Source organism: Archangium sp. Cb G35 (assembly GCF_001896145.1).
GTDB classification, from domain to species: Bacteria; Myxococcota; Myxococcia; order Myxococcales; family Myxococcaceae; genus Archangium; species Archangium violaceum.
The window spans coordinates 584,810-605,946 of sequence record NZ_MPOI01000001.1 but is presented as its reverse complement, the minus strand read 5'-3'; the positions used below and the strand labels follow the sequence as shown (position 1 = coordinate 605,946).

At 69.8% G+C, this 21,137-nt stretch carries 17 protein-coding genes; 8 read left to right on the top strand and 9 right to left on the bottom strand.

The features are described from left to right. Positions 1–105 precede the first annotated feature (105 nt). The 3 genes from BO221_RS02455 (at position 106) to BO221_RS02445 (ending at position 3,570) form a co-directional block, all read left to right on the top strand. Positions 106–630: an RNA polymerase sigma factor gene (locus tag BO221_RS02455; RefSeq protein WP_043407191.1), complete on the top strand. Its 525-nt coding sequence runs from the start codon at positions 106–108 to the stop codon at positions 628–630. Next, positions 627–1,382, top strand: coding sequence for a DUF1109 family protein (locus BO221_RS02450; protein WP_073558695.1), 756 nt, complete (start codon positions 627–629; stop codon positions 1,380–1,382). Before BO221_RS02455 ends, BO221_RS02450 begins: the two co-directional genes overlap by 4 nt. A 94-nt stretch (positions 1,383–1,476) precedes the next feature. Then, positions 1,477–3,570, top strand: a complete 2,094-nt coding sequence (locus BO221_RS02445) for a chloride channel protein (protein WP_073558694.1) — start codon at positions 1,477–1,479, stop codon at positions 3,568–3,570. 24 nt (positions 3,571–3,594) lie between these two features. Here BO221_RS02445 and BO221_RS53365 read toward each other — a convergent pair whose 3' ends face one another. The 4 genes from BO221_RS53365 to BO221_RS55810 form a co-directional block, all read right to left on the bottom strand. Further along, entirely contained in the window at positions 3,595–5,784 is a 2,190-nt protein-coding gene (locus tag BO221_RS53365; RefSeq protein ID WP_143195227.1) for an ATP-binding protein, read from the bottom strand. Between the two features lie 121 nt (positions 5,785–5,905). Then, positions 5,906–6,991: a glycosyltransferase gene (locus tag BO221_RS02430; protein WP_073558693.1), complete on the bottom strand. Its 1,086-nt coding sequence runs from the start codon at positions 6,989–6,991 to the stop codon at positions 5,906–5,908. 66 nt (positions 6,992–7,057) lie between these two features. Continuing rightward, positions 7,058–8,236, bottom strand: a complete 1,179-nt coding sequence (locus tag BO221_RS02425; protein WP_233165584.1) for a glycosyltransferase family 4 protein — start codon at positions 8,234–8,236, stop codon at positions 7,058–7,060. 199 nt (positions 8,237–8,435) lie between these two features. Continuing rightward, positions 8,436–9,245, bottom strand: a complete 810-nt coding sequence (locus BO221_RS55810; protein WP_158079777.1) for a peptidoglycan-binding protein — start codon at positions 9,243–9,245, stop codon at positions 8,436–8,438. Positions 9,246–9,802: 557 nt separating this feature from the next. On the opposite strand from BO221_RS55810, the gene BO221_RS02410 reads away from it, so the two are divergent. The 3 genes from BO221_RS02410 to BO221_RS02400 all read left to right on the top strand — a co-directional run bounded on the left by BO221_RS02410 (position 9,803) and on the right by BO221_RS02400 (position 13,052). Further along, positions 9,803–10,300, top strand: a complete 498-nt coding sequence (locus tag BO221_RS02410) for a hypothetical protein (RefSeq protein ID WP_233165583.1) — start codon at positions 9,803–9,805, stop codon at positions 10,298–10,300. A 92-nt stretch (positions 10,301–10,392) separates the two neighbouring features. Next, positions 10,393–11,136, top strand: coding sequence for a DUF2381 family protein (locus BO221_RS02405; protein ID WP_073558691.1), 744 nt, complete (start codon positions 10,393–10,395; stop codon positions 11,134–11,136). A 17-nt stretch (positions 11,137–11,153) separates the two neighbouring features. Further along, positions 11,154–13,052 carry a serine/threonine-protein kinase gene (locus BO221_RS02400; RefSeq protein ID WP_073558690.1) on the top strand — a complete coding sequence of 633 codons (1,899 nt, stop codon included), beginning with the start codon at positions 11,154–11,156 and terminating at the stop codon, positions 13,050–13,052. 15 nt (positions 13,053–13,067) lie between these two features. On the opposite strand, the gene BO221_RS02395 is transcribed toward BO221_RS02400, so the two are convergent. Then, positions 13,068–14,258 (bottom strand): hypothetical protein, encoded by a 1,191-nt coding sequence (locus BO221_RS02395; RefSeq protein WP_073558689.1) that lies wholly within the window; start codon positions 14,256–14,258, stop codon positions 13,068–13,070. A gap of 151 nt (positions 14,259–14,409) precedes the next feature. Here BO221_RS02395 and BO221_RS02390 point away from each other — a divergent pair, with 151 nt between their 5' ends. Next, on the top strand, positions 14,410–14,661 hold the full coding sequence (locus BO221_RS02390) for a hypothetical protein (protein WP_073558688.1): 252 nt from the start codon (positions 14,410–14,412) through the stop codon (positions 14,659–14,661). Positions 14,662–15,651: 990 nt separating this feature from the next. Here BO221_RS02390 and BO221_RS02380 read toward each other — a convergent pair. The 4 genes from BO221_RS02380 to BO221_RS02365 all read right to left on the bottom strand — a co-directional run bounded on the left by BO221_RS02380 (position 15,652) and on the right by BO221_RS02365 (position 19,481). Next, the gene (locus tag BO221_RS02380; RefSeq protein ID WP_083680668.1) at positions 15,652–16,218 is read right to left on the bottom strand and encodes a peroxiredoxin; all 567 of its coding nucleotides are present in this window, start codon (positions 16,216–16,218) and stop codon (positions 15,652–15,654) included. Positions 16,219–16,264: 46 nt separating this feature from the next. Beyond that, the gene (locus tag BO221_RS02375) at positions 16,265–17,545 is read right to left on the bottom strand and encodes an amidohydrolase family protein (protein WP_073558687.1); all 1,281 of its coding nucleotides are present in this window, start codon (positions 17,543–17,545) and stop codon (positions 16,265–16,267) included. A gap of 317 nt (positions 17,546–17,862) precedes the next feature. After that, positions 17,863–18,666: a hypothetical protein gene (locus BO221_RS02370; protein ID WP_073558686.1), complete on the bottom strand. Its 804-nt coding sequence runs from the start codon at positions 18,664–18,666 to the stop codon at positions 17,863–17,865. A gap of 26 nt (positions 18,667–18,692) precedes the next feature. Next, a complete protein-coding gene (locus BO221_RS02365; protein ID WP_073558685.1) occupies positions 18,693–19,481 on the bottom strand; it encodes a hypothetical protein in 789 nt (262 codons plus the stop codon). Between the two features lie 490 nt (positions 19,482–19,971). Here BO221_RS02365 and BO221_RS02360 point away from each other — a divergent pair, with 490 nt between their 5' ends. Continuing rightward, a complete protein-coding gene (locus BO221_RS02360; protein WP_073558684.1) occupies positions 19,972–21,036 on the top strand; it encodes a PHB depolymerase family esterase in 1,065 nt (354 codons plus the stop codon). The last annotated feature ends 101 nt before the right edge of the window (positions 21,037–21,137 follow it).

Below are 21,137 nucleotides of genomic sequence, written 5' to 3'. Positions count from 1 at the left end.
GCCCCGCCCGTGACGCCTCCTTCGTTGAAACCAGGAACCGCCCCCGCGCGTACCGCTGACGCACCGACGCCCTCCCCGGCCGCCGGTGACTCGGACGAGGTACTCATGACGCGCTTCTGTCAGGGCGATTCCCGGGCCTTCGATGCCCTCTTCCAGCGCTACGCGAGGCCGATCCACGGCTACCTGGCGCGGTTGACGGGCAGCCCCGCCGCGGCGGAGGACCTGTCCCAGCAGACCTTCCTGTCCATGGTCCGGGGGCGCGGCCGCTTCCAGGAGGGCGCGCGGGTGAAGCCGTGGCTGTACGCCATCGCCACCAACGCGGCGCGCGACTGGCAGCGGCGCAAACGCCCCGAGGACCTGACGGACGAGGGCGAGCTGCCCACCAGCGTGGCCGTGGAGGAGCCGGGCCCCCGGGACGCGGGGCTCGAGCGCGCGGTGCAGCGGGCCCTGGAGCAACTTCCCGAGGGCCAGCGCATCCCCATCGTCCTGCACCGCTTCGAGGGCATGGGCTTCGCGGAGATCGCCGAGTCGATGGGGCTGACGGAGTCGGCCGTGAAGGTGCGGGCACACCGGGGCTACGCGCGGCTGCGCGAGCTGCTGGCCACCCTGCGAGAGGAAACGAACGGATGAGTCCCGAGTGCTCGCGCGTGCTGGACGCCCTGGGCCAGCCCCTTCCGCCGGAGCTGGCCGCGCATGTGGCCTCGTGCGCGGAGTGCCTCGCGCTGGTGGAGGGCTTCGACGCGCTGGAGCCCGTGGAGGCCCCGGCCGTGAAGATGGCGGTGCCGGCCCAGGCCCTGGAGGAACTGGCCGCCCACCCGGCGCCCACGCCCTGGTGGCGCGAGGTGCTGATGCTGGTGGGCGCGTACGTGGGCCTGACGGCGCTCGGCGCGCTGGCGCTCACGCCGCTGGGGCTGTTCCTGAACTCGGCGCCGCCCGCGGTGGTGGTGGTGCTGGCCCTGCTCGTCCTGCTGACCATGGTGGGCGGAGCGGTGGTGGCGTTGGCCCCCGTGCGGCGGGTGGCCTGGGGCCTCGTGGGCACGTGCACGGCCGTGGTGGCGCTGTCCGTGGTGCTGGGAGGCTCGGGGCTGGCGGTGAAGGGCTTCCTCGCGGGCGCCATCGGCTGCATGCGGACGCACATGCTCCTGTCCGCGCTGCCCCTGCTGTCCGCGCTGGTGATGCTGCGGCGCTCGGCGTACCACCCGGCGCGCGCCGTGGCCGCGGGGCTCTCCGCGGGCGCAGTGGGCCTGCTGCTGCTCCACGTGCACTGCCCGGATGGGAGCGCCGCGCACCTCGCGGCCTCGCACGTGGGCCCCTGGTTGCTGCTCGGCGGACTCGCCCTCCTGGTGCGCTCCCGCCTGCCCACCGGCAATCACGCTCCGTGAAAACCACTTCGTTCCAGCCGCACCTTCAGTCTCATCATTGAATCATCAAGCGCCTTGAATTTTCCGGCGCGGCGGTGGGTACTATGGGCTCCAAATGAAGGACGAGCCTCCGCCCATCACCCGCACCTCGCTTCGCGAGGCCGCGCAGCGCTTCATCCATGCCTGCCTGCAAGCCTCCAATCGGATCCACCTGCCGGGTCCGTCGGTGCTGCCCGTGGCGGGGGCCATCGTGGGCCTCTACAGCGGCCTGGCCGCGGGCATCTTCGTCAACCTGATCGGCCTGGTGAGTGGCATCACCTTCAGCAGCGCGTGGCTCGGCGAGGCCCTGCGCCGGCCCGGCTCGCGCACGTTGGTGTCGGTATGGGAGACGTTGCGCACCACGAACTGGCACCTGGAGCTCGCCATCATCGGCCTGCCCCTGGCATTCGGGGCGCTGCTGCTGGTGCGGATCATCCAGCCCGGTGGGCCCCGTGACGAGGTGAAGCGCCGGCTGCGCCTGCTGGCCCTGCTGGTGCTGGGCGCGCTCGCCCTCTACTACCCGCTGGTGGCGCTCACCGCGCTCAACCGCGTCTTCGGCCAGGCCCACGAGGTGACGGAGATCCTCCCGCACCTGCCCTGGTGGGTCTTCCTGCTGGCGCCGCCGCTGGGTGGACTCGTGGTGGGGCGGCTGCTGCGCGACTACCCCAACACCCACGGCCACGGCGTGCCCGAGGTGGTGCGCGCGGTGAAGGGCAACCAGGAGCTGCCCGGACAGTTCGGCCTGCTCAAGCTGGTGGCCAGCGCCATCACCATCGGCAGCGGAGGCTCGGCCGGGCGCGAGGGTCCCATCGTCTACGGAGGCGCCGCCTTCGCTTCCACCGTGGGCCGCACGCTGGGCTTCTCCCGCCGCGAGCTGGCCATCCTGCTGGCCTGCGGCGCCGGGGCCGGCATCTCCGCCTCCTTCAACGCCCCCATCGCCGGCGCCGTCTTCGCGATGGAGATCATCCTGCGCGAGTTCGAGCTGCGCGTCTTCTCGCCCATCATCCTCGCCAGCGTGGCGGGCTCGCTGGTCAGCCGCGGCACCATGGACGCGGCACCGATGCTCCACCGGCTCGACTACCAGCTGGTGAGCAGCTTCGAGGTCGTCTTCTACGGGATGCTGGGGCTCATCTGCGGACTGCTCGCGTACGCCTTCGTGCGGCTGATGCACCACTCGGAGGACTTCTTCGCCGGGCGGATGAAGAGCGAGCGGATGTCGGTGTGGTTCGGCCAGCGCTCCCTGCCGCTGCGCGCGGCGTGCGGCGGGTTGTGCGCGGGCGTGCTCGCCCTCCTCACCCCCACCGTGTGGGGCAGCGGACATGCGTACATCAACCTGGCGGCCATCGGGCAGCTCAGCTTCGTCTTCCTCGTCACCGCGTGCGTGGCGAAGCTGGTGGCCACCGCCCTCACGCTGGGCTCGGGAGGCTCGGGAGGCACGTTCTTCCCCTCGGCGGTGATGGGAGCCATGGCCGGCGGCGCCTTCGGCACGCTGGTGCACTACTTCTTCCCCGCCAGCACCGGGCCCAGCGGCGCCTACGCGATTGTCGGCATGGGCGGCGCCGTGGCCGCGCTCACCCGCGGGCCCCTCATGGGCATGATGATGCTCTACGAGCTGAGCGGGAACCACGCCATCATCCTGCCCCTCATGGTGACGTGCACCATCTCCTCCGCGCTCTGCCACTACCTCACCGAGCGCAAGGCGCCCAAGCCGCAGACGGACGCGGAGCTGCTGTCCAGCACCCCCGTGAGCGCGCTCATGCGCGAGCTGGCCCCCGTGCCCGCCGACATGCACCTGCGCCCCCTCATGGACCAGGTGCTCACCACCGAGAGCGGCACCCTGCCCGTGCTCGATGGGAACGGGCAGCTCTACGGCATCGTCCAGGTGGACCAGTTCCGCGACATCTGGCGCGACGAGGAGCTGCATCCCATGCTCGTCGCCAGCGACCTCGCCCGCAAGGTGCCCCTGCTCACCCCCGACACGAACCTGGCCCACGCGCTCGTGTTGATGGACCAGGAGGACGTGGATGCCCTGCCCGTCCAGGCGACGGAGGAGGGCCAGCGGTGCGGACTGCTGACGCGCTCACTGGTGCGCCGCTTCCTCTCCTCGCACCACGCCCGCGAGCACGCCCGGGGTGAGCACCTGGTGGCGCCCACCGAGGCGCATAACTGACGGGCGGTCCTGGACGCCCCCGCCTCAGGGGGCATCGGGTGCCGGCACTCGCGGCAGCTCCACCGTGAAGGTGGCGCCCTGGCCGGGAGTGCTCTCGGCGGAGATGGTGCCCCCCATGGCCTGGAGCACCTGCTGCGTCACGTACAGCCCCAGCCCCAATCCGCCGTAGTGCCGCTCCGACACGCCCCGCTCGAACTTGTGGAAGATGCGGGGCAGCACGTCCGGCTCGATGCCGATGCCCTCGTCCCTCACCACCAGCCGGGCCCTCTCGCCGGTGTCCTCGACACGGATGGACACGGGATGGCCTCCCCCGTACTTGAGGGCGTTGGAAAGCAGGTTGGACACCACCTGTTCCAGCCGCAGCCGGTCCCACTGCCCCACCACCGGCCCGTCCGTCACCAACCGCAGGGGGCTCGCGCTCCGCTCCGACTCCTCCTGGAAGCGCGCCGACACCTCCCGCGCCAGCTCGGACAGGTCCACGGCCTCCCGCTCGAGGCGCAGCCGCCCCGCGCTCAGGTGCGACACGTCCAGCAGGCCGTCCACCAGCTCCGACAACCGCTTCACCTGGCGGCGGCTCACCGCCAGGTGCCCGAGCAGGCTCTGGGCCAGGGATGGCTCGCACCGGGCCTCTATCTCCCGCCAGAGCACCCGCAGCTTGAGCACCAGGGGCGTCAGCGGCGTCTTCAGCTCGTGGCTGGCGATGGAGAGGAACTCGTCGCGCAGCCGGACCGCGCGCTGCGCGTCCCGGTAGAGCCGGGCGTTGTCCACCGAGAGCGCGGCGCGCCGGGCCAGGTCCTCCGCGGCCTCCAGCTCCACCGTCCCGTAGTGCCGGCCGGAGCGCGCGGTGGTGATGAAGGTGAGCGCCCCCAGGGTGCGCCCGCGGGCCAGCAGCGGTACGGACATGAGGGAGATGGGACCGGTGGCGGCCATCGTCCGGGCGTGCGCCTCGTCGTGCCCATGGGAGGAGAATCGCTCGGGAGGCATCTCCGGCAGCAGCACTGGCCGGCCCTCGAGGATCGCCTTCGTGGGCGGGTGCTCGGGGTTTCCGTTCGGCCGGGCCGGAAAGCGGCGCAGTTGCTCGGCCAGGGCCCCATCGGCCGGGTCCGCCGATGACACCTCCACCCGGCGCACCGAGCCGTCCTCCTCCAACAGGTCCACCAGGCACCAGTCCGCCAGCGTGGGCACGGCCAGCCGCGCCAGGGTGGAGAGCGTCGCGCCGTAGTCCAGCGTGGAGGCCAGCGCCGTGCCCGCCTCCGCCAGGAAACGCTGGAGCTCCTCGCGCCGACGCCGCTCGGTGATGTCGATGACCGAGCCGATATAGCCGAGGAACTCCCCGCCCGGCCCGAAGCGGGGAGCCGCCGAGTCGATGGCCCAGCGGTACTCCCCGTCCTCGCGGCGCAGCCGGTAATCCAGCCGGAAGGGCGCGCGCCGCGCATTGGCATCCACGAAGATGGCTCTACTCGGCGCGGAGTCCTCGGGATGGACGGCGTCCAGCCACCCGAAGCCCAGCCCCGTCTCCTCCGTCTGGCCGGTGAACGCGTACCACTGCCGGTTGAGGTAGGTGCACCTGCCATCCGGATCCGTCACCCACATCATCACCGGCGCGTGGTCCGCCATGTTGCGGAAGCGCGCCTCGCTCTCCTGGAGCGCCCGCTCGGCGGCCTTGCGCTCGCCAAGGTCCATGAGCGTCACCAGCACCCGGTCCGCCCGCCCCACCACCGCGTCCCAGCTGAAGGTGAAGAGCACCTCCATGCGCCGCCCGTCCAGCGTCAGCACCACCGTCTCCGACTGAAGGAAGGGACGGCCCTCGGCCAGCGTCTCCATCTGCTCGACGAACACCTTCAGCGTGTCCGGCAGGAAGATGCGCTCCAGCGAGCCGAGCATCTCCTCCTGGCTGGAGGCGCCGAACATCCGCAGCGTGGCGTCGTTGACGCCCACCACGCGCACCCGCCTCACCGCCTCGTGGACGAAGTCCGGGTGGGCCGCGCACCAGGCGCGCACGTCCCGCACTCCCTGGCGCCGCAGCTCGAGCAGCAGCTCCTGCACCCCCGAGAAGTCCTCCTCCCAGATGGAGACGCCTACCCGCTGGACGATGTGGCGGGCATGCGCCTCGCGCTCCTCCAGCTCGGCGAGCCGGCGCAGGAGGGCCGCCCGGTCGTCATCGGAGCGAGCGCCCCGGCGTCCCTCGGGGGTCTTCCTGGGTGCCTTGGGCATGGGTCTCCGGCTCGTCCCGCCGCGTGGTTCCAAACGCGCGGGCGCATGCTAGGCGCAACCCTTGAGGGGGCGAGGGAATTCACCTGGAACCGTGACGGCAGGAACAGTCCCGGGACGTGGCTCAGCCCAGGCCGAGAGCCTGCTCCACCTGCACCGCCCGGTGCGCGTACGTGTGCTCGGCGAGGACCCGGCGGCGCGCGGCCTGGCCCAGGTCCCTCACACCGTCGTCCGTGAGACACAGCACCGCCTCGGCGACCTCCAGGCCGTCCTGCGCCACCAGGCACTCGCGCCCCGGCTCCAGGAAGAGCTCGATGCCCTCCCAGGCGTCCGTAATCAAACAGGCGCCCACGCCCGCGGCCTCGAAGAGACGCGGCGCTGGCGAGAAGCCGAAGCGCGCCATGCCATCCCGGCTGATGTCGAGCACCGAGCGCGCCGAGCAGCGCAACGCGTTGTGCTCCCGGAGCGGCACGGGGCCCACGTACCGCACGTTGACGGGCCGCGGCCGCTCGCCCCACCCCTCACCGCCCAGCAGGAAACGCTTGTCGGGCAGGAGGTCCGCGGCACGCAGGAAGAAGGACTCCACGCGCCGTTCCAGGTCCAGCTGCCGGTCGTCCAGCAGCGCCAGGTCACAGTCGAAGCGGTGCTCGGCCCCCACCGGCGGGTGCGCGTCCGGATCCACCGCGCTGTAGATGGGAACACACTCGCGCGCGCCGAGGTCGCGGTAGGCCAGCACCACCGGGTCTCCCCCGCCCAGCGTGAAGACGCGGTCATAGCGCGGCACCAGCGCCCGGAAGGGGTCCTCCGGGTTTCCCGCCATGCGCTCCAGGGAGACGGGAGCGTCCAGATCCCAATACACCACCTGGGTGCGGCCGGACCGGAGCTCCAGCACGCGGGCGTCCAGCCACTCGTCGAGGAAGCCCACGTGGCTGGCCTTCACCACCACGTCCGCGTCCCGGGCCTCCTCCAGACAGCGCTCGAGCCCGGCGGTGCCCTCCACGGAGTACACCACCACCGTCGCCCAGTCCGGAGCCACCTTCAGGTCCCGGTGGCGCTGACGCTCGGGGAGCGCCGACTCGTAGAACGTAATCTGGTGGCCCCGGGCGTGGAGCGCCTTGAGCAGGCCGCGGTAGTACATGACGGCCCCGTTCCACCGGGCGGAGACGAGACTCGCGCCGAAGAAGGCGATCCGAAGTCCGTGGCTGCGCATGCGACATCCTTTCCCGCTCGAACCGGCCCCCCAGCCCGGTATCGACGCCCATCCAACAGTCGCCGCTCAGGTGGCACGCGCCAGCTGGGGCTGGACCGTGGGCACCCCCCCGGACGCACGGTCCAGGTCGGCATAGACCTCAAGGTAGGCATCGGCCATGCGATCCGGGGAGAACTCCAGTGCACGCGTCCGTGCAAGGGTGGACATCCGGCTGCACAGCACGGGCTCCGACACCAGCCGGCGCAGGGCGCGCGCGAGCGTGTCCGTGTCCTCCGGTGGAACGAAGACGGCCGCGTCCTCCCACATCTCGCGAAGGGAGGGGATGTCTCCCAACACCAGCGCACACCCGGCGAGCGCGGCCTCCAGCACCGGCAGGCCCGAGGGCTCGTAGCGCGCGGGGAGCACGTAGATGGAGGCCCGGCCCATGTAGCCGGCGAGCTCCGCCTGCGGCAGCCGCCCCAACGCGCGCACATAGCGGGCACGCACCTCGCCGCCGTCGGGGTGCTGGCAGTCGCCAGCCACGAGCACCGGCCAGTCCAGCCGGGGCGCCACCGTCTCCAGCACCTCCAGGTTGCGCGCCTCGTCCCACAGCCGGCCCGTGGCGAGGATGAAGGGCTCGCGCACGGGCCCCGGCGGGAAGTCCTCGTGGCTGCGCGCATGGGGGATGACGCCGGAGGAGCGCAACGGCCCGTAGTGCCGCGACAGAGAGTCCAACAGCTCGGAGGTGGGCGCCACCACATGGCCCGCGGCGCGCAGGCCCCGCGTCACCTCCCAGCGGTAGCGCACGTCCCGCTCCAGTGCCGGCTCGCTCTTCACCGCCTCCCACCACGACAGGGGACACGCGTGGGCCACCACCAGCGGACGGTGCTTCCAAGGCAGCGCGGCGTGGCAGTAGCCGTTGAGGTGCACCGCATCCGGCTGGAAGCGGGACTCCAGCTCCATCAGCCACTCCCCCGCCGCCGCCACGTCGTCCCAGGCGTCCTCGGGGCCCTCCAGCCGCCAGGTGCTCTGCTCGACGGTGAGCCCCGGCACGCTCCGCACCTGGGCCCACTGGAGCGCGGTGAGCGGCATGCCCTGCACGGCCAGCGTCACCTCCACACCCCGGCGGCCCAGCGCCCGGCTCAGCTCCAGCGCATACGTCCACACGCGGCCCCCGGTGCTCGCCGTCATGAGCACACGGCGCACCTTCCCGGACGCGCTCGGGCGTGCGGAAACGGTGGCGGGCAGCGAGGAAAGTTCGCGCATGGTTATAAGCGGTAACACACCCGGGACCCCGTGCCAGACGGGGGGGCCCCCTGGAGCCCCGGCTGCTGAACGGATCAACGCCCCGGATGCTCGTGGGTCAACGTCTCCGCCGTACGAAACCGGACAGGGAGCTCCAGCGGTCCGAAAACGTTCTTGTCACACCCCGGTACAACTCGGGGGCCCGAGCACGGAACCTGGCTCAGTGGGTGAGGACCTCCAGGGCGCGCCGGTAGTAGATCTCGCGCTGCGCGAGCCCGTTGAAGCCGCCATTGATGCGGCGGGTGATTTCCCGGAAGTCACCCACGTCCGCGAGCGCGTTGAGTCCCCGGCTCCTCCAGAACCAGGCCGCGACGCGGAAGCCCACGTCGACATCGGCGGCCCGCTGGGGGTTGCCCTCCAGATCGATGCCCAGGGCACGGCCCGCGGCCCGGTAGTTGTCCCGGCCCGTGAGCTGGATGGGGCCGCGGCCCTTGTAGCGCATGCCATCGCCCGGCCTCGTGTTGCCCAGGTCCCGGCGTCCTTCGTACGCCTCACCGGTGGCGAGCTCCTCGAAGAAGCGCAGCTCGGCGCTCTCGTGGGCGAGCTGGGCGAGGAAGGCCGCCTGGCGCTGGGGGGTGAGGATGTCGGCCTCGACCATGGCCGCGTCGAGGTAGGGCAGACACTCGTCGGCACGGCCGGCGAGCAGCCGGGGCATGATCTCCCGGAGTTGCTTCTCGTTGAGCCGCACGGAGATGGGGACCTCGGGGGGCTCGCCCTCGACGTGGACACCGAGCGCGGTCCAGGTCCGCGTCCCGACGATGCCATCCGCGGCCAGGCCCCTGGACTGCTGGAAGGCCTTCACGGCGGCCTCGGTCCTCCGGCCGAAGATGCCGTCCGCTACTCCCGCGTCGAAGCCGGCCTGCAGGAGCTTGCGTTGTAAATCGGCGACCTCCGGGCCACGCGACTCCAGCCGCAATTCGCGAGGCGTGGTGGAAGAGTGAAGGGACGAGATGTCGAGCGAGGGGGGCATCGGAAAACCTCCGCGTGGAATGTCACTTTCACGGTGGAGGGGGGCCGGCGGATTCGTGAGCAGCCCTCCAGTCGGAGCGCGCCACGCATCACCCGCTCTACCAGCGAGCAACAGAGGAAACGGTTGGACGGCCCGCTGTGCGGTACGGATAGTCGCCACGTGAAAACGACCTTCGCCTGGAGGCTCATGGCCGTAGGCCTCGGCTCCCAACTCGCGCAGGTGAAGCCATGACATACCGGCCCCTTCCATACGAGCTGTACGACACACAAGAAGCGGTTGGGAAACAATGGATCGCACATCCATCTCCGGAGCACAGGCGGCTCCTCGGATTGGCACGAGATGCGCTCCTCTTTGTCTACGCGACTGGCCAACCGTATCGCTTCGAGGACTTCCGCAGGGGGCTCGAAGCTAGCGGTCACCCTCCCCCCGGCACATTCGAAACACCTGGAAATGACTTCGCGAGTCTCGAGGATCAGCTGAACAGCACGAGGGAGTTTCTCACGAGCCGCCGCGACGAGGCCGATTCCACCCGAGACAAGGAGGTGCTCCAATCCATTGTGGACACACTCCACTTCATCTCCGCGACCGGGCAGCACCGCACATTCAATGAATATCTCGAGCATCTGGAAGCGGATGCACCTCCGTATGTCATTGCCTCGTTCAACACGAAGGCGGAGGCGGAAGCATGGCTCAAGAATCAGCCCATTCCTCCCGATTCCGCCAGTGTGCTGATCTCAGACGCCTATCACTGGGTCGTCCATGACGAGCGGGTGGGCATCTTCCGCCTACCGCGCGTCCACGACCTCGGGTACCACCTCGCCGATCTCAAGAAGAGACATCCACCCGCCGCCGTCGCATCCTTCGCCACGCGAGAGGAAGCAGAGGCTTGGTGGAAGGCCCAACCCACGCCCGCCAGATGGGCCTGGGTGTCCATCGCGGGTGAGCCCTATCTCGCGGTGTATCACCCCAACATCCAACACCGCGCCCTCTACCCGCTCTCCATGGCCGATGGGTACGAGGTGGAGGATGACGAGGAAGGACCCAGCGAGCCGTAGGGACACGGCTCCAGGTCTCTCGCCTTCGGGGCGAACATCTCCGCGCATTCCGGCTTGACCTCGCAGGTTCGGCGGCAGGAAGTTCCCAGCCCATGCTGCCCACCCTCTGCGGTCACCTCGCCCTGCTCGCCGCCCTGTCCGCGGACCCTCCGGACATCCCGCTTCCCCAGGTCACCTCCCCGAGACCCCGCCCTACACAGGAGGTGATTCCAGAGGTCACCTCCCCACCGGCCCCGCCGGGCCATGCCGCCCCGGGCACTCCCCCCACGTTCCGCTTCGTCCCCCCGCTCGACCCGGCGGCCCTCTCGCGGCGCAACAGCGAGCCGGGCACGCCCACCGTGACGGTCGAGCCCGGGAGCGCACGGCCCGAAGCCGTGAACACCGGGTCGCCTCCGCTCCGGCCCGAGGACGCCCAGGCCTACGAGGAGCCGGGGCTGCTCGCGCGGCTGGTGCTCTCGGGACAACTGCTCCGCGGCGGCGTCACCGTCGCATGGTGGATGGGCCCCAACGCGCCCTCCCCCGAGGATCCGATCTTCATCAAGGAGAGAACCCTCTACCTCGCCAAGACACTGGCCGTGGTGGCCATGACGCTGGAGCTGTCAGCGGCGGCCACGACGCCCTGGGTGCCGGGCGAGGCCTGGCTGTTGGATGCACGCGGTGGCGTGGTGGGCCGCTTCCCGGTGTGGATGGAGGGGAGACAGCTCGGCCCAGGGGAGGAGCGCACCGTGGTCTTCGAGGTGGAGCGTGTTCCCGGCGCACCGCCCCAGACGCTCCGGCTGGAGCTGCGGGAGCGGAACGGTGGGCCCACCGTGCGGGCCGGGGACGTGAATCTATGAACGGGGAGCGATTGGACATGAACGAGCCCATCTTGAACGTGGCATGGCTCGAGCCCGGCACCGTGGTGGCCGGCTGGCGCCTCGGAGAGAAGCTGGGGGTGGGAGGTTATGGGGCCGTCTACCGGGCGGAGTCGGTGGAGCGGCCGGGCACCTTCTGCGCCATCAAGGTGTTCCTCAACCCCGCGGACGTGCGGGCCGGACGCGAGGCGGCCCTGCTCATGGACAAGGCGGTGCACCCCAACGTGGTGCGCTGCCTGGGCGCCGGCCGCTGGCCCCACCCGGTCCGGGGGCACCTGTTCCTCGTGCTGGAGCTCGTGCCCGGTCTGCCCCTCCACTTGTGGGTGGAGGAGCACAACCCCGACTTCTCGCGCGTGGCGTATGTGGGCGCGGAGGCCGCCCTGGCGCTGGGTACGCTGCACAAGCGGGGCGTCCTGCACCGCGACCTCAAGCCCGAGCACCTGCTCGTCCGGGAGACGGACACGCGCCCCGTGCTGGTGGACTTCGGCTCGGGCGACTACGAAGGGGCGGGCACGCTCACCGAGACGCCGCTGCCTCCGGGCACCACCCACCTGCGCAGCCCCGAGGCCGCGTGCTTCTGGCTGGCCCGAGAGGACAACCCCCGGGCGCGCTACGCCTACAGTCCGGCGGACGAGCTGTACGCGCTGGGAGTGTGCCTGTACCGGGCGCTCACGGGGCACTACCCCTTCCCTCCGGGGGACATGAAGTTCATGCAGTACCTGGACATCGCGCACCGGGAACCGGTGGCGCCCATCGACGTCAACTCGCGGGTGCCACGCGCCTTCAGCGACGCCGTCATGAGGCTGATGGCCCGGCACCCCGAGGCGCGCTACCGCGATGGCGAAGAGACGCACGCGGCCCTGCTGGCGGCCGTCACCTTCGGAGGACGCGAGCCCTGGGAGGCCAGCGTCTTCGAGTGGGACGAGTCACCCACGGCGGAAGGGCCAGCGGGAGCGGTCACCTCCAAGCGGAGCATCCGTCGGCCGCCCCCTCCTCCCATGCGGGAGCAGCCCCCGCCATCCCCGCCTCCGCCATCCCCGGAGCGGCCACCGCGCAGGCGATTGGCCCCGCTCGCGGGGCTCGCGGCCCTGGTGGCACTTACGGCGGTGCTCCTCTTCACTCAGCTCGTGACGAGGTGGGGCGTGCCACCAGCAGCCCCTCCTTCGTCTCCTCACCCCACCGCCAAGGTAGCCAGAAACCACCCGCCCGCAGCGGTTCAGGAAGTGGCGCCCGAAACGGACGCACCGGACACTGCGCCCACCGCGGCCCCGCCCTCCCCGGCGGACGTCGCCCCCGCGGCCACTCCCCCGGTGCGACAAAAGGATGAAGCGTCGATGAAGAAGAAGAACGGACCTGAAAGCCCCCAGCCCGAGGAGCGTCCCACCCCTCCCCAGACGGCCTCTTCCGATGCCTGGAAGCGAGCGCTGCTGATCTGCCTGGTCCAGGGCGGAACCGCCTGCGCGGGCGCCCAGCTCAAACCCCAGCGGGGCCCCTGCCCTCCCGAGGCCCTCGCAGCCATGAAGGCCCTGCGCATCGACATCGATGACGGCCGGGAGGCCTGGCTCGATGTCACCAAGCCCCTCGTGGTCGGCGGGGACAACTACGGGGACGGCCCCATCATCAGCACCTTCATGGACGATTTCGGTGACCTGCCGGCGGGCTCGATGCTCTACGGCCGGCTGTGGGTGACCGGCAACGGGACGGATAACGAAGGGCGCAAGCAGATCTTCGGCCGCTGGGACAAGGCGAAGCTGCCGGATGGGCGGGAGGTGCCCGTGTGCTTCAACCTCTTGAACCGGGATGGCGCCTATGAGCCCACGGTGGGCCCCCCCGGCTATGCGCGGCTGCCGCGCACCGTTCCGCTGGTGGCCGTCGACCGCTTCGTCTTCGAGGATTGAAGCCCCGCGCTTCTTCTAGGGCCCGGCGGGCTCCGCCACCTCGGAGCCGCCGTCCCGGCCCTCACGCGCGCGCTGCCGCTCGAGCCACGCCTTGTACTCCGCCGACTCCAGGAAGGCCCTGGCCTGTGGCCCCTCCTGGATGCGCACCCGCATCTGACGCCCTCCCGCCCCTCGCTCCATCTCCTCGAGAATGTGCACCGCGCCCGCGTGGTCCGCCTCCTCGATGGCCACACTCAGCAACTCCACCCGGGGCTCCCACAATCCCGGGTCCTCCTCGAGCGCCTTCTGCAACAAGCGCTTCGCCCCCTCCAGCTCGTCCTGCCCGTGCATCATCCGGCCCCGCAGGTAATCCAGGTAGGGGTCCGCCACCTGCCTGTCGAGCCGGTCGATCGCCGCCATCATCACCGCGCGCTCTCCGCGCAGCATCGGGTTGTCCAACGTGAACAGGTCCAGCAACGGCTCCTGGGGGAAGGCCTTCTCGAAGGCCAGCAGCCCCAGCGCGTACTCCGCCTCGTCCAGCGACGCGAGCACCTCCAGGCGCTTGAGTTGCACGAACTTCTCCCCGCGCAACCGCGGCGGAAGCCGGTCCATCTCCTCCACCGCCTCGCGGCCCTGGCCCGCTCCGAGCAGACGCTCGATGCTCCGCCACCGCGGCAACTGCTCCACCCATTGCCGCTCCACGCCGAGCAGCTTCCGCGTGAGGCACTGCCCGCGTTCGGCCGCGGCCAGCAGGTACACCCGCCACATGGACTCGCTGATGCGCTCTCCCTCCAGGTAGGGGTAGAGGTCGACGATGACGGCCTCGTTCCGGGCGTTACGTCCCAATTCGAGCTCGAGGTAGTTCAACCCCGCGCCGGACAGGATACGGAAGAGCGCGAAGGGCGTGCGCCCCCGCATGCGCACCTGGAGCAGCCGGGCATGAAGGCCCTGCCCTTTCGAGCCCAACAACCGGCGGCCCAGGGGCCATCCGTCCGCGCGCACCTCGCCGGTCAGCGCCTCGAGGAAGGTGCTCGAGACCGGCAGGCCCCGCGTCACACGCTGGAGGAACTGCTCCCCATCGAGCCGCGCATCCAGGGTGGCCTCGTCTCCGGCGAGAAGCGCGGCCTCCACCTCCCGGGCCAGTGACAGGAAGGCCGGGTCCACGGGGGAGGACACGGCGGGGGGAGACGCGGGAGCCGCGAGCAACAGCCAGAGCAGGGGGAGCATGCGCCCCTGTCTATCATGGATGATGACTCGCGAGGTAGCCCGGCCGACTTGACTCCCGCAGTCACGGTACCGCGGGCGAAGCAGGTCCTCCACCGCGCGCGTCACTCCTGATATTCGAGGAGTTCCGATGCCACCCGGGCGCAGGGAGGGGATGATGCCGCGAAGGCTGCTGATGCTGGTTCCGCTGCTCGTGCTGGAGACGGGTTGTCCGCATGCCTGGGGGCGAGGGGGAAACATCGATCAAGCCCTGGCCAAGGACATGCGAGAGTATCTGTCGAATCGGAACTGCACGCTCGAGGAAGAGGAGTGGTGGGAGCAGTGCGGCGCGGATTTCTGGGACAGACCGCCCATCGAGCAGAACGTATGTCCGCTGGAGTGCCATCCCCCCAGGCCAAAGCAATGAGGGTGGGCAGATGAAATGGCGCACGGTTCTCCCGGGCCTGCTCGGCATCCTCCTGCTGCCGCTGCCCTTGCTGGGACTTGTCTACCTTGCCATGTCCCACCACGGCGCACGGCCCTCCCCGCCCGCGGGACACCACCTCGTGCCCATGCTCGCGCCACAGGTACGTCAGGGCCTTCATACCTACGAGCAGGATTGCCACACGGATGCGGACTGCGAGTCGCAGCTCCGCTGCTTCTACAACCTGCGGACGGGACGCCAGTACTGCACGGACAGCACGTGCGAGACCGACGAGGATTGTCCGCAGGACTTCGCCTGCCGGACGCTGCGAGCCAGAAACAAGGAGGACTTCATCCGTGCCTGTTCGCTGCAGGGCGGCCGCAAGGAGGGCGAGCTGTGCGAGGAGCTTCCCGCCCTTCTCGTGGACGGTTGTGAGAAGGGCCTCATCTGCTCGGGCTTCTGTGGCCGACCCTGCAGTCTAGAGGATCCCTCCAGTTGTCCCGAGGGGTACACCTGCAAGGAGGGTGACCACGCCCCCTCCTGCGTGCCTACCTGCGAGGGCCGCGCCTGCCCCGCGGGCCAACGGTGCGTTTCCTTGATGGGAGGGCATGGATCTGTCTGCATGACGGTATACGGCCAGGACTGCGAGCTGAATCCTTGTCCCCAGGGGCTGCATTGCACCCGGAATACCTCTCCGACCACCCCGGGACGCATCTGGATGCAGTGTCTGCGCCGATGTGGCCGAAGTACGCCTCCCTGCCCTGAAGACTCGGTCTGCTCCTTGTTCCAGTGCCGCAAGGCGTGCTCGCCAGAGGGACCTCCAGTCTGTGAGCCGGGCTTCGCTTGTGGGCGCAACCAACCTGACCAGCCATGGGTGTGCCTACCGGGCACGCGCTCCGAGTAGCTGGAACACGGAGGGGCCGGAACCCGGGAGCTCCGGCACCCTCACCCCGTCCCTCTCCCGAGGGGAGAGGGGTTGGGACTTCCCCGGCACTACTTCTTGGTGTCCGGGCTCTTGCCCGCGTCCGTGCCCTTGCCGGCTTCCTTCACCGCCGCGCCGGCATCCGCCTTCGGCTTGCGGATGGGACAGGACACGATCGCCCCGTTCGGATCGATGGCGTCCTTGCCGGACTCCACCTTGAGCACCTTGCGCTCCTCGCCAATCACGAACGTGTAGCGGTTCGCCAGCTTCAACACCGGCGTCTTCACGTCGTAGAGGTTCGTCAGCTTCGCGTCCGGATCCGGGATGAACGGGAACTGCGCCTTCAACGACTCCTTGAACTTCGCCAACGTTTCCTTGTCATCGGTACTGACGGCCAGGACCTGGCCGTGGAGCTTCTCGACTTCCGCGTAACGGTCGCGGTACGCCGAGAGCTCGCGGGTTCAACCACCTGTGAAGGCCTTGGGGAAGAAGGCCAGGATGACCGGGCCCTGCTTCACCATCTCCGACAACGTGTACGACTTGCCGGCGGTGTCCTCCACCGTGAAGTCCGGCGCGACGTCCCCTACCTGGGGGGAGGCTCCCGCGAGGAAGCCCGCTACGAGCGTGGGAATGAGCATGCCCCCGAGTTAACGGCTTCGCCGTTTCCGGCGCAACCCGGGGGGCCTACTTCTCGCTCATGCGAGCCCACACCGCCGCGGCCGCCTCGCGCGCCTGCTCCGCCACCACCGAGGGGTTCACCGACAGGGGCCGGCGCGCCCACACCCGCCACACGCCGTCCACCATCACCGACTCGACATGGCGCGAGCCCAGGCCGAACACCACGTGCCAGGCCAGGTTCTCCGCCGTCAGCGGGGTGGCCGGCAGGTAGTCCATGATGAGCAGGTCCGCCACCGCGCCCTCGCGCATCTGCCCCACCTGCAGCCCGAAGGCCTGCGAGGCCAGGCGCTGCCCGTTGGCCAGGTAGCGCAGCACGTCGATGGGCTGCCCCGCGTCGCGCGAGCGCAGCCACGCCGCCTGGGCCTCGGCGAACATGTCCGCGCTCACCCCGTCGGCACCCAGCGTCGCCCGGTGGCCGAACTTCAGCGCCGGCGCATAGCCCACCTCGGCCTCCATGTTGGAGCGCGGCGTGTGCGCCAGCCACGCGCCCGTGGGCAGCAACTGCGCCAGCTCGGGCCACGCCAGGTGTCCCACGTGCGCCAGCAGCGCCTGCGGAGACAGCAGCCCGCCATCCACCAGCCGCATCACCGGCGAGGAGCCATAACGCTCCACCGAGAGCTTCTCGTCCAGCGGGTCCTCGGCCAGCGGCACGTGCAGCCCGGCGCCGGTGCTCTTCACGGCCTCGGCGATGCCCTCCAGGGCCTCCTTGCTCACGGTGAAGAGGGGGGCCGAGCCCACCTGTCCCCGGAGCCGCCCGCGCGCCTTGCGCGTGAAGGCCACCGTCTCCTCCAGGCCCTCCTCGCGCCCCAGCGCGCCGCGCCGGTCCGTCACCGCGTAGGCAAGCACCCCGCGCAGGCCCACCTCGTGCAACCCGCGCCCCACCCGCAGCAGCGAGCCCTGGACGGCCCGGGGCGAGGAGTGCAGATCGAACACAGAGGTGGTGCCGCACTGGAGGGCCTCGAGGCCCCCGGCGGTCGCGGCCACCTGCACCGCGTCCAGGTCCAGCGCGTCCTCGTAGCGCCAGCGCACCTTCTCGAGCAGCTCCTCGTAGCCGTCCAGCTTGGGCCGGGGCATGCCGCGCCCGAGGCTGGCGTAGAGGCGCTGGTGTGCGCTCACCAGGCCCGGGAAGACGAGCTTGCCCGAGAGCGTGAGGACCTCGTCATCCGGAGCGGCCTGCAGATCGGGCCCACGGGCCACGATGCGCTCGCCCTCGACGCGCAGGTCCACCCGCTCGACACACGCGGGTTCGAGCTCGACGACGATGCCACCTTTCAGGAGCGTGCCCACCCGTCCCTCCGGTTGTCCGAGACCGTGTTACGTCAGCGCGCCCCGCCCCCGGGCGCCGACCGGACGGTAGGTTAGCACTCCGCACGCGTCATGGGGCGCTACAGCGGGAAAAGAACCATCCACCCACGGAGGGCCCCCAACGCGCTGCGCAACAGGAAGGTCACGACGGGCCGCCGCCAGGCGTCCGGTGGGAAGCCCGGACCCACCGGGGGCACCAGGGGATTCACCCCGGGTAGGGGGTACACCGCCAGCCAGGCACCACAGAGGGGGGTCACGGCCTGGGTGGAGTTACCGGGCACGGCCCTCCACGTCACCTTCTAGTGCAGGCCGAGCTCGTGCTCCCAATCGTACAGTTTCTCGAGCAGGTCCGCCGTGCACGCGCCGGACACGCGCTCGAACGCGGAGGGTTCGAGTGCGGCGAGACGCTCGCGCTGGAAGGAGGGGTCGGACACGACAGCGCGGTGCTTCAGGTCGCGCACATACGAAAGGGCACGAGGCATCTGCCGGAGGATGGCCTCGAGGCTGTCCTCCCGCGTCGCTCGCGCCATGCGCTCCGCACCCGTCTTCAGGCGTGCGTACACCGAGGTTTCGCCCACCGGACACCACGCATCCATGGCCCAACCACACGAGGCCACCATCAGTTCATCCAGGGTCAGCGCGGGCCCCAGGGTCTTGAAGAGGTAACGCACGGACTGGAGCGGCTCCCAGAAACGCAGCACCGCTTGGAGGCGCAGCGCCGTGCGCTCCGCGCTCCTCGGCGCATCCTGTGACGTCGCGAAGTACAACGCCCCCCAGGCGGACTCTCGGCAGAACGTCTCATAGAGGTCATCCACCGGGAGCGTGTTCCGCCAGTTGAGGGCCTCATACATCCCGCTCATGACATTCGACACCATGTACAACCGCCAGACCGGTTGCTCGTGCCGGAAGTCGGCAACTCCATGTGTCAGAACCACTTCGCCGGGAGCTACTTCCAACATCTGAGGCGGGACGGGAAAGGAACCATCCTTCCCGTACTGCTCGCCGCACCTCAGACCTTCCTTGTGGGTCTTCTGGTTGACCGAAGGGTAGAGGCCATACAGGAAGGACGGCAGTTGCAGCGAAGGATGCTGTCCAGGCGCCATGGCAGACCTCCTACCAGAGCGCGTCATCAACGAGGAAGGGACATGCCCGCGGCAGCGGGCACCTGGTTCGGAGGCACGGTGGGTCCAGGCCGCGCTGGAAAAGGGATGACCTGTCCACCACCCTGCGCAGGAGGCCGCTGGATTCCCGGACCTGAGCTCATCCGGCCGAAGATCGCTCCCGAGAAGAAACCGGTCGCGGCGTCGCCCATGACCTCGATAACGACGCCAACGACCCCACTAAAAGTAGCGAGCCGTTCGCGCCGGTTGACCATGCCCTCCACGGCCTGCCCCACCCACCCTCCGTATTGCCGCATCTCCTGCTCGGTGATGTCCACCCACTGCCCGGCCTCATATGCCGCTGCCTCGGACTCGAATCGTTGCTGGCTTCGAGTCCACCGGTACTGGACAACTCCTGGCTCGGTGGTCTGCCACTCCAGACGCCAGATGTATTCTCCCCGAGCGAAGCGAATCAGGACCTCGCCACGAAACTCCGTTCCTCCTACGAAGGATCTACCGACCAGAACGGCCCGGTTCAGAGCATCCAGATAGAACCTCACCTCCAGACGGCCATCCTGGAGGCCCTGCTCATTCCAGGGTTTGATCTCGAAAAGGTGTCGCCTGCGAACATCGGCGATATCAGGGCGTAGCTCGCGCTCGCCCTCGAGAAGACGTGACGGATCTCCGAGTTTTCCTCGCTGCACGATGTCGAAGAGAGTCTTGGTGTTGTAGTGGACCTCGCTCTGCGGATGATTCACGCCGTACATATAGGCAATGAGCCGGTGCGCGGCGTTACCGAGGAAGAACTCCCAGGGCATCTGCGAATCCGGATTCCGGCCAGGAACGTTGTAACCCCGAACAGCTGGACCCGAGGGCGGCTCAACCGGCGCCGGACCATCGCTCATCGCCAGCAGGCACCGTGGTACCTCCGCATTCCATGCAGGTGGCGCACTCTGGCCAGAAGTCGTGGCGCAACCGATGAGCATCCACGAAACCAGCAATGCCACCCCACACCGCACGGCCTGAGGGCTGGACAGACTCCAGATGACGGTACTCACGGGCATCTCCCGCTCCGCTCATACGGACCAGCACGGAGTCAGAAGGCAGTAGAAGACGGGGAGTGTGGGAAGGCCATGTCTTCCCAGGTGAGGTCACCCCCTCTCCGACCTGGGGGCAGTCCTCTTCCGGCGGGACAACATCTCCGGCACTCCGTACACCTGCCAGAGCGTTCACTGTCAGCCCGATACTTGGAGAAGGCGAAGCCGCGTGCTGCCGGCCGCGCACCGGCGCCTTAGTGCTGAAGGCGCCATGAATACTCGCCCTTCCCTGCTGAACATCCTCGGCGCCGCCGCGCTGCTGTTCACGGCGGCCTGTCCCGGCCGCACCGCGGGCCCCGAGCCCGAGCCCGAGCCCCAGGTCCCCGACTACGGCCCAGCCGCGGCCCCCGCCCCCGCACCGCTTCCCGAGCGCACCTCCTGCACCGGTCTCACCGTGGGCCCCGGTACCTACAACTGGACCATCACCCACGAGGGACGCACCCGCTTCTTCCACGTCCACATCCCCCTGAATTACGACGCGACCCGGCCCACACCCGCCGTGCTCTCCTTCCATGGCTACGGCTCCAACGAGCAGGAGCAGGAAGACCTGAGCCAGATGTCCGTGCAGGCCGAGCTCCGGGGCTTCATCGCGGTGTACCCCCGCGGGCTGAACCAGGAAGAAGTCACCAACACCGACACCGAGGACCCCCAGGCCGAGGACACGCGCAGCTGGAACGCGGGCGTCTGCTGCGGCCCGGCTCAAATGGCCACCCCACGCGTGGACGACGTGGCCTTCGTGGACGCGATGCTCGCGGACCTCGACACGCGCGTCTGTCTGGACACCAAACGCATCTACGCCACCGGCCTGTCCAATGGCGGCTTCTTCTCCTACCGGCTCGCCTGCGAGCGCGCGGGACAGATCGCCGCCATCGCCCCCGTGGCCGGCATGGCGGGCTTCGAGCCCTGCGAGCCCGTGCGCCCGGTCTCCGTGATGCACTTCCATGGCACGGACGACCAGGCCATCCGCTACGAGGGCGGCACCATCCCCTTCCTCGGCGGACCCTACATCTCCGCGCAGGCCTCGGTGGCGAGCTGGGCCGCCCGCAACGCCTGTCTCACCAGCGCCATCACCACGTACGACCAGGGCGACAGCACCTGCAGCACCGTCACCAACTGTGGCCAGGGCACCGCCGTCACGCTCTGCACCGTACAGGGCGGTGGCCATACCTGGCCCGGGGGCCTCATTCCGCCCGAGGCCGGCCTCGGCTACACCACGCAGGACCTCGACGCCACCGAGCAGATGTGGCTCTTCTTCCAGGCCCACCCGCGCCCCTGACGGAAGGCCCGCGCTCCGGGCGATGGTGCCTGCGGCGGAAGGCATGGCCGCTCCCGGTGCCTTGCCCGGTCGAGGAGGAACCTCCAGCGTTGAACATGGAC

What these genes read in the sequence shown, in the direction of transcription:
- BO221_RS02365 (WP_073558685.1), bottom strand. Translation starts at nt 19,481, where the DNA reads ATGCCCTGGGAGTTCTTCCTCGGTAACGCCGCGCACCGGCTCATTGCC.
- BO221_RS02445 (WP_073558694.1), top strand. Translation starts at nt 1,477, where the DNA reads ATGAAGGACGAGCCTCCGCCCATCACCCGCACCTCGCTTCGCGAGGCC.
- BO221_RS02455 (WP_043407191.1), top strand. Translation starts at nt 106, where the DNA reads ATGACGCGCTTCTGTCAGGGCGATTCCCGGGCCTTCGATGCCCTCTTC.
- BO221_RS02405 (WP_073558691.1), top strand. Translation starts at nt 10,393, where the DNA reads ATGCTGCCCACCCTCTGCGGTCACCTCGCCCTGCTCGCCGCCCTGTCC.
- BO221_RS02360 (WP_073558684.1), top strand. Translation starts at nt 19,972, where the DNA reads ATGAATACTCGCCCTTCCCTGCTGAACATCCTCGGCGCCGCCGCGCTG.
- BO221_RS02390 (WP_073558688.1), top strand. Translation starts at nt 14,410, where the DNA reads ATGATGCCGCGAAGGCTGCTGATGCTGGTTCCGCTGCTCGTGCTGGAG.
- BO221_RS02370 (WP_073558686.1), bottom strand. Translation starts at nt 18,666, where the DNA reads ATGGCGCCTGGACAGCATCCTTCGCTGCAACTGCCGTCCTTCCTGTAT.
- BO221_RS02400 (WP_073558690.1), top strand. Translation starts at nt 11,154, where the DNA reads ATGAACGAGCCCATCTTGAACGTGGCATGGCTCGAGCCCGGCACCGTG.
- BO221_RS53365 (WP_143195227.1), bottom strand. Translation starts at nt 5,784, where the DNA reads ATGCCCAAGGCACCCAGGAAGACCCCCGAGGGACGCCGGGGCGCTCGC.
- BO221_RS55810 (WP_158079777.1), bottom strand. Translation starts at nt 9,245, where the DNA reads ATGCCCCCCTCGCTCGACATCTCGTCCCTTCACTCTTCCACCACGCCT.
- BO221_RS02395 (WP_073558689.1), bottom strand. Translation starts at nt 14,258, where the DNA reads ATGCTCCCCCTGCTCTGGCTGTTGCTCGCGGCTCCCGCGTCTCCCCCC.
- BO221_RS02450 (WP_073558695.1), top strand. Translation starts at nt 627, where the DNA reads ATGAGTCCCGAGTGCTCGCGCGTGCTGGACGCCCTGGGCCAGCCCCTT.
- BO221_RS02425 (WP_233165584.1), bottom strand. Translation starts at nt 8,236, where the DNA reads ATGCGCGAACTTTCCTCGCTGCCCGCCACCGTTTCCGCACGCCCGAGC.
- BO221_RS02430 (WP_073558693.1), bottom strand. Translation starts at nt 6,991, where the DNA reads ATGCGCAGCCACGGACTTCGGATCGCCTTCTTCGGCGCGAGTCTCGTC.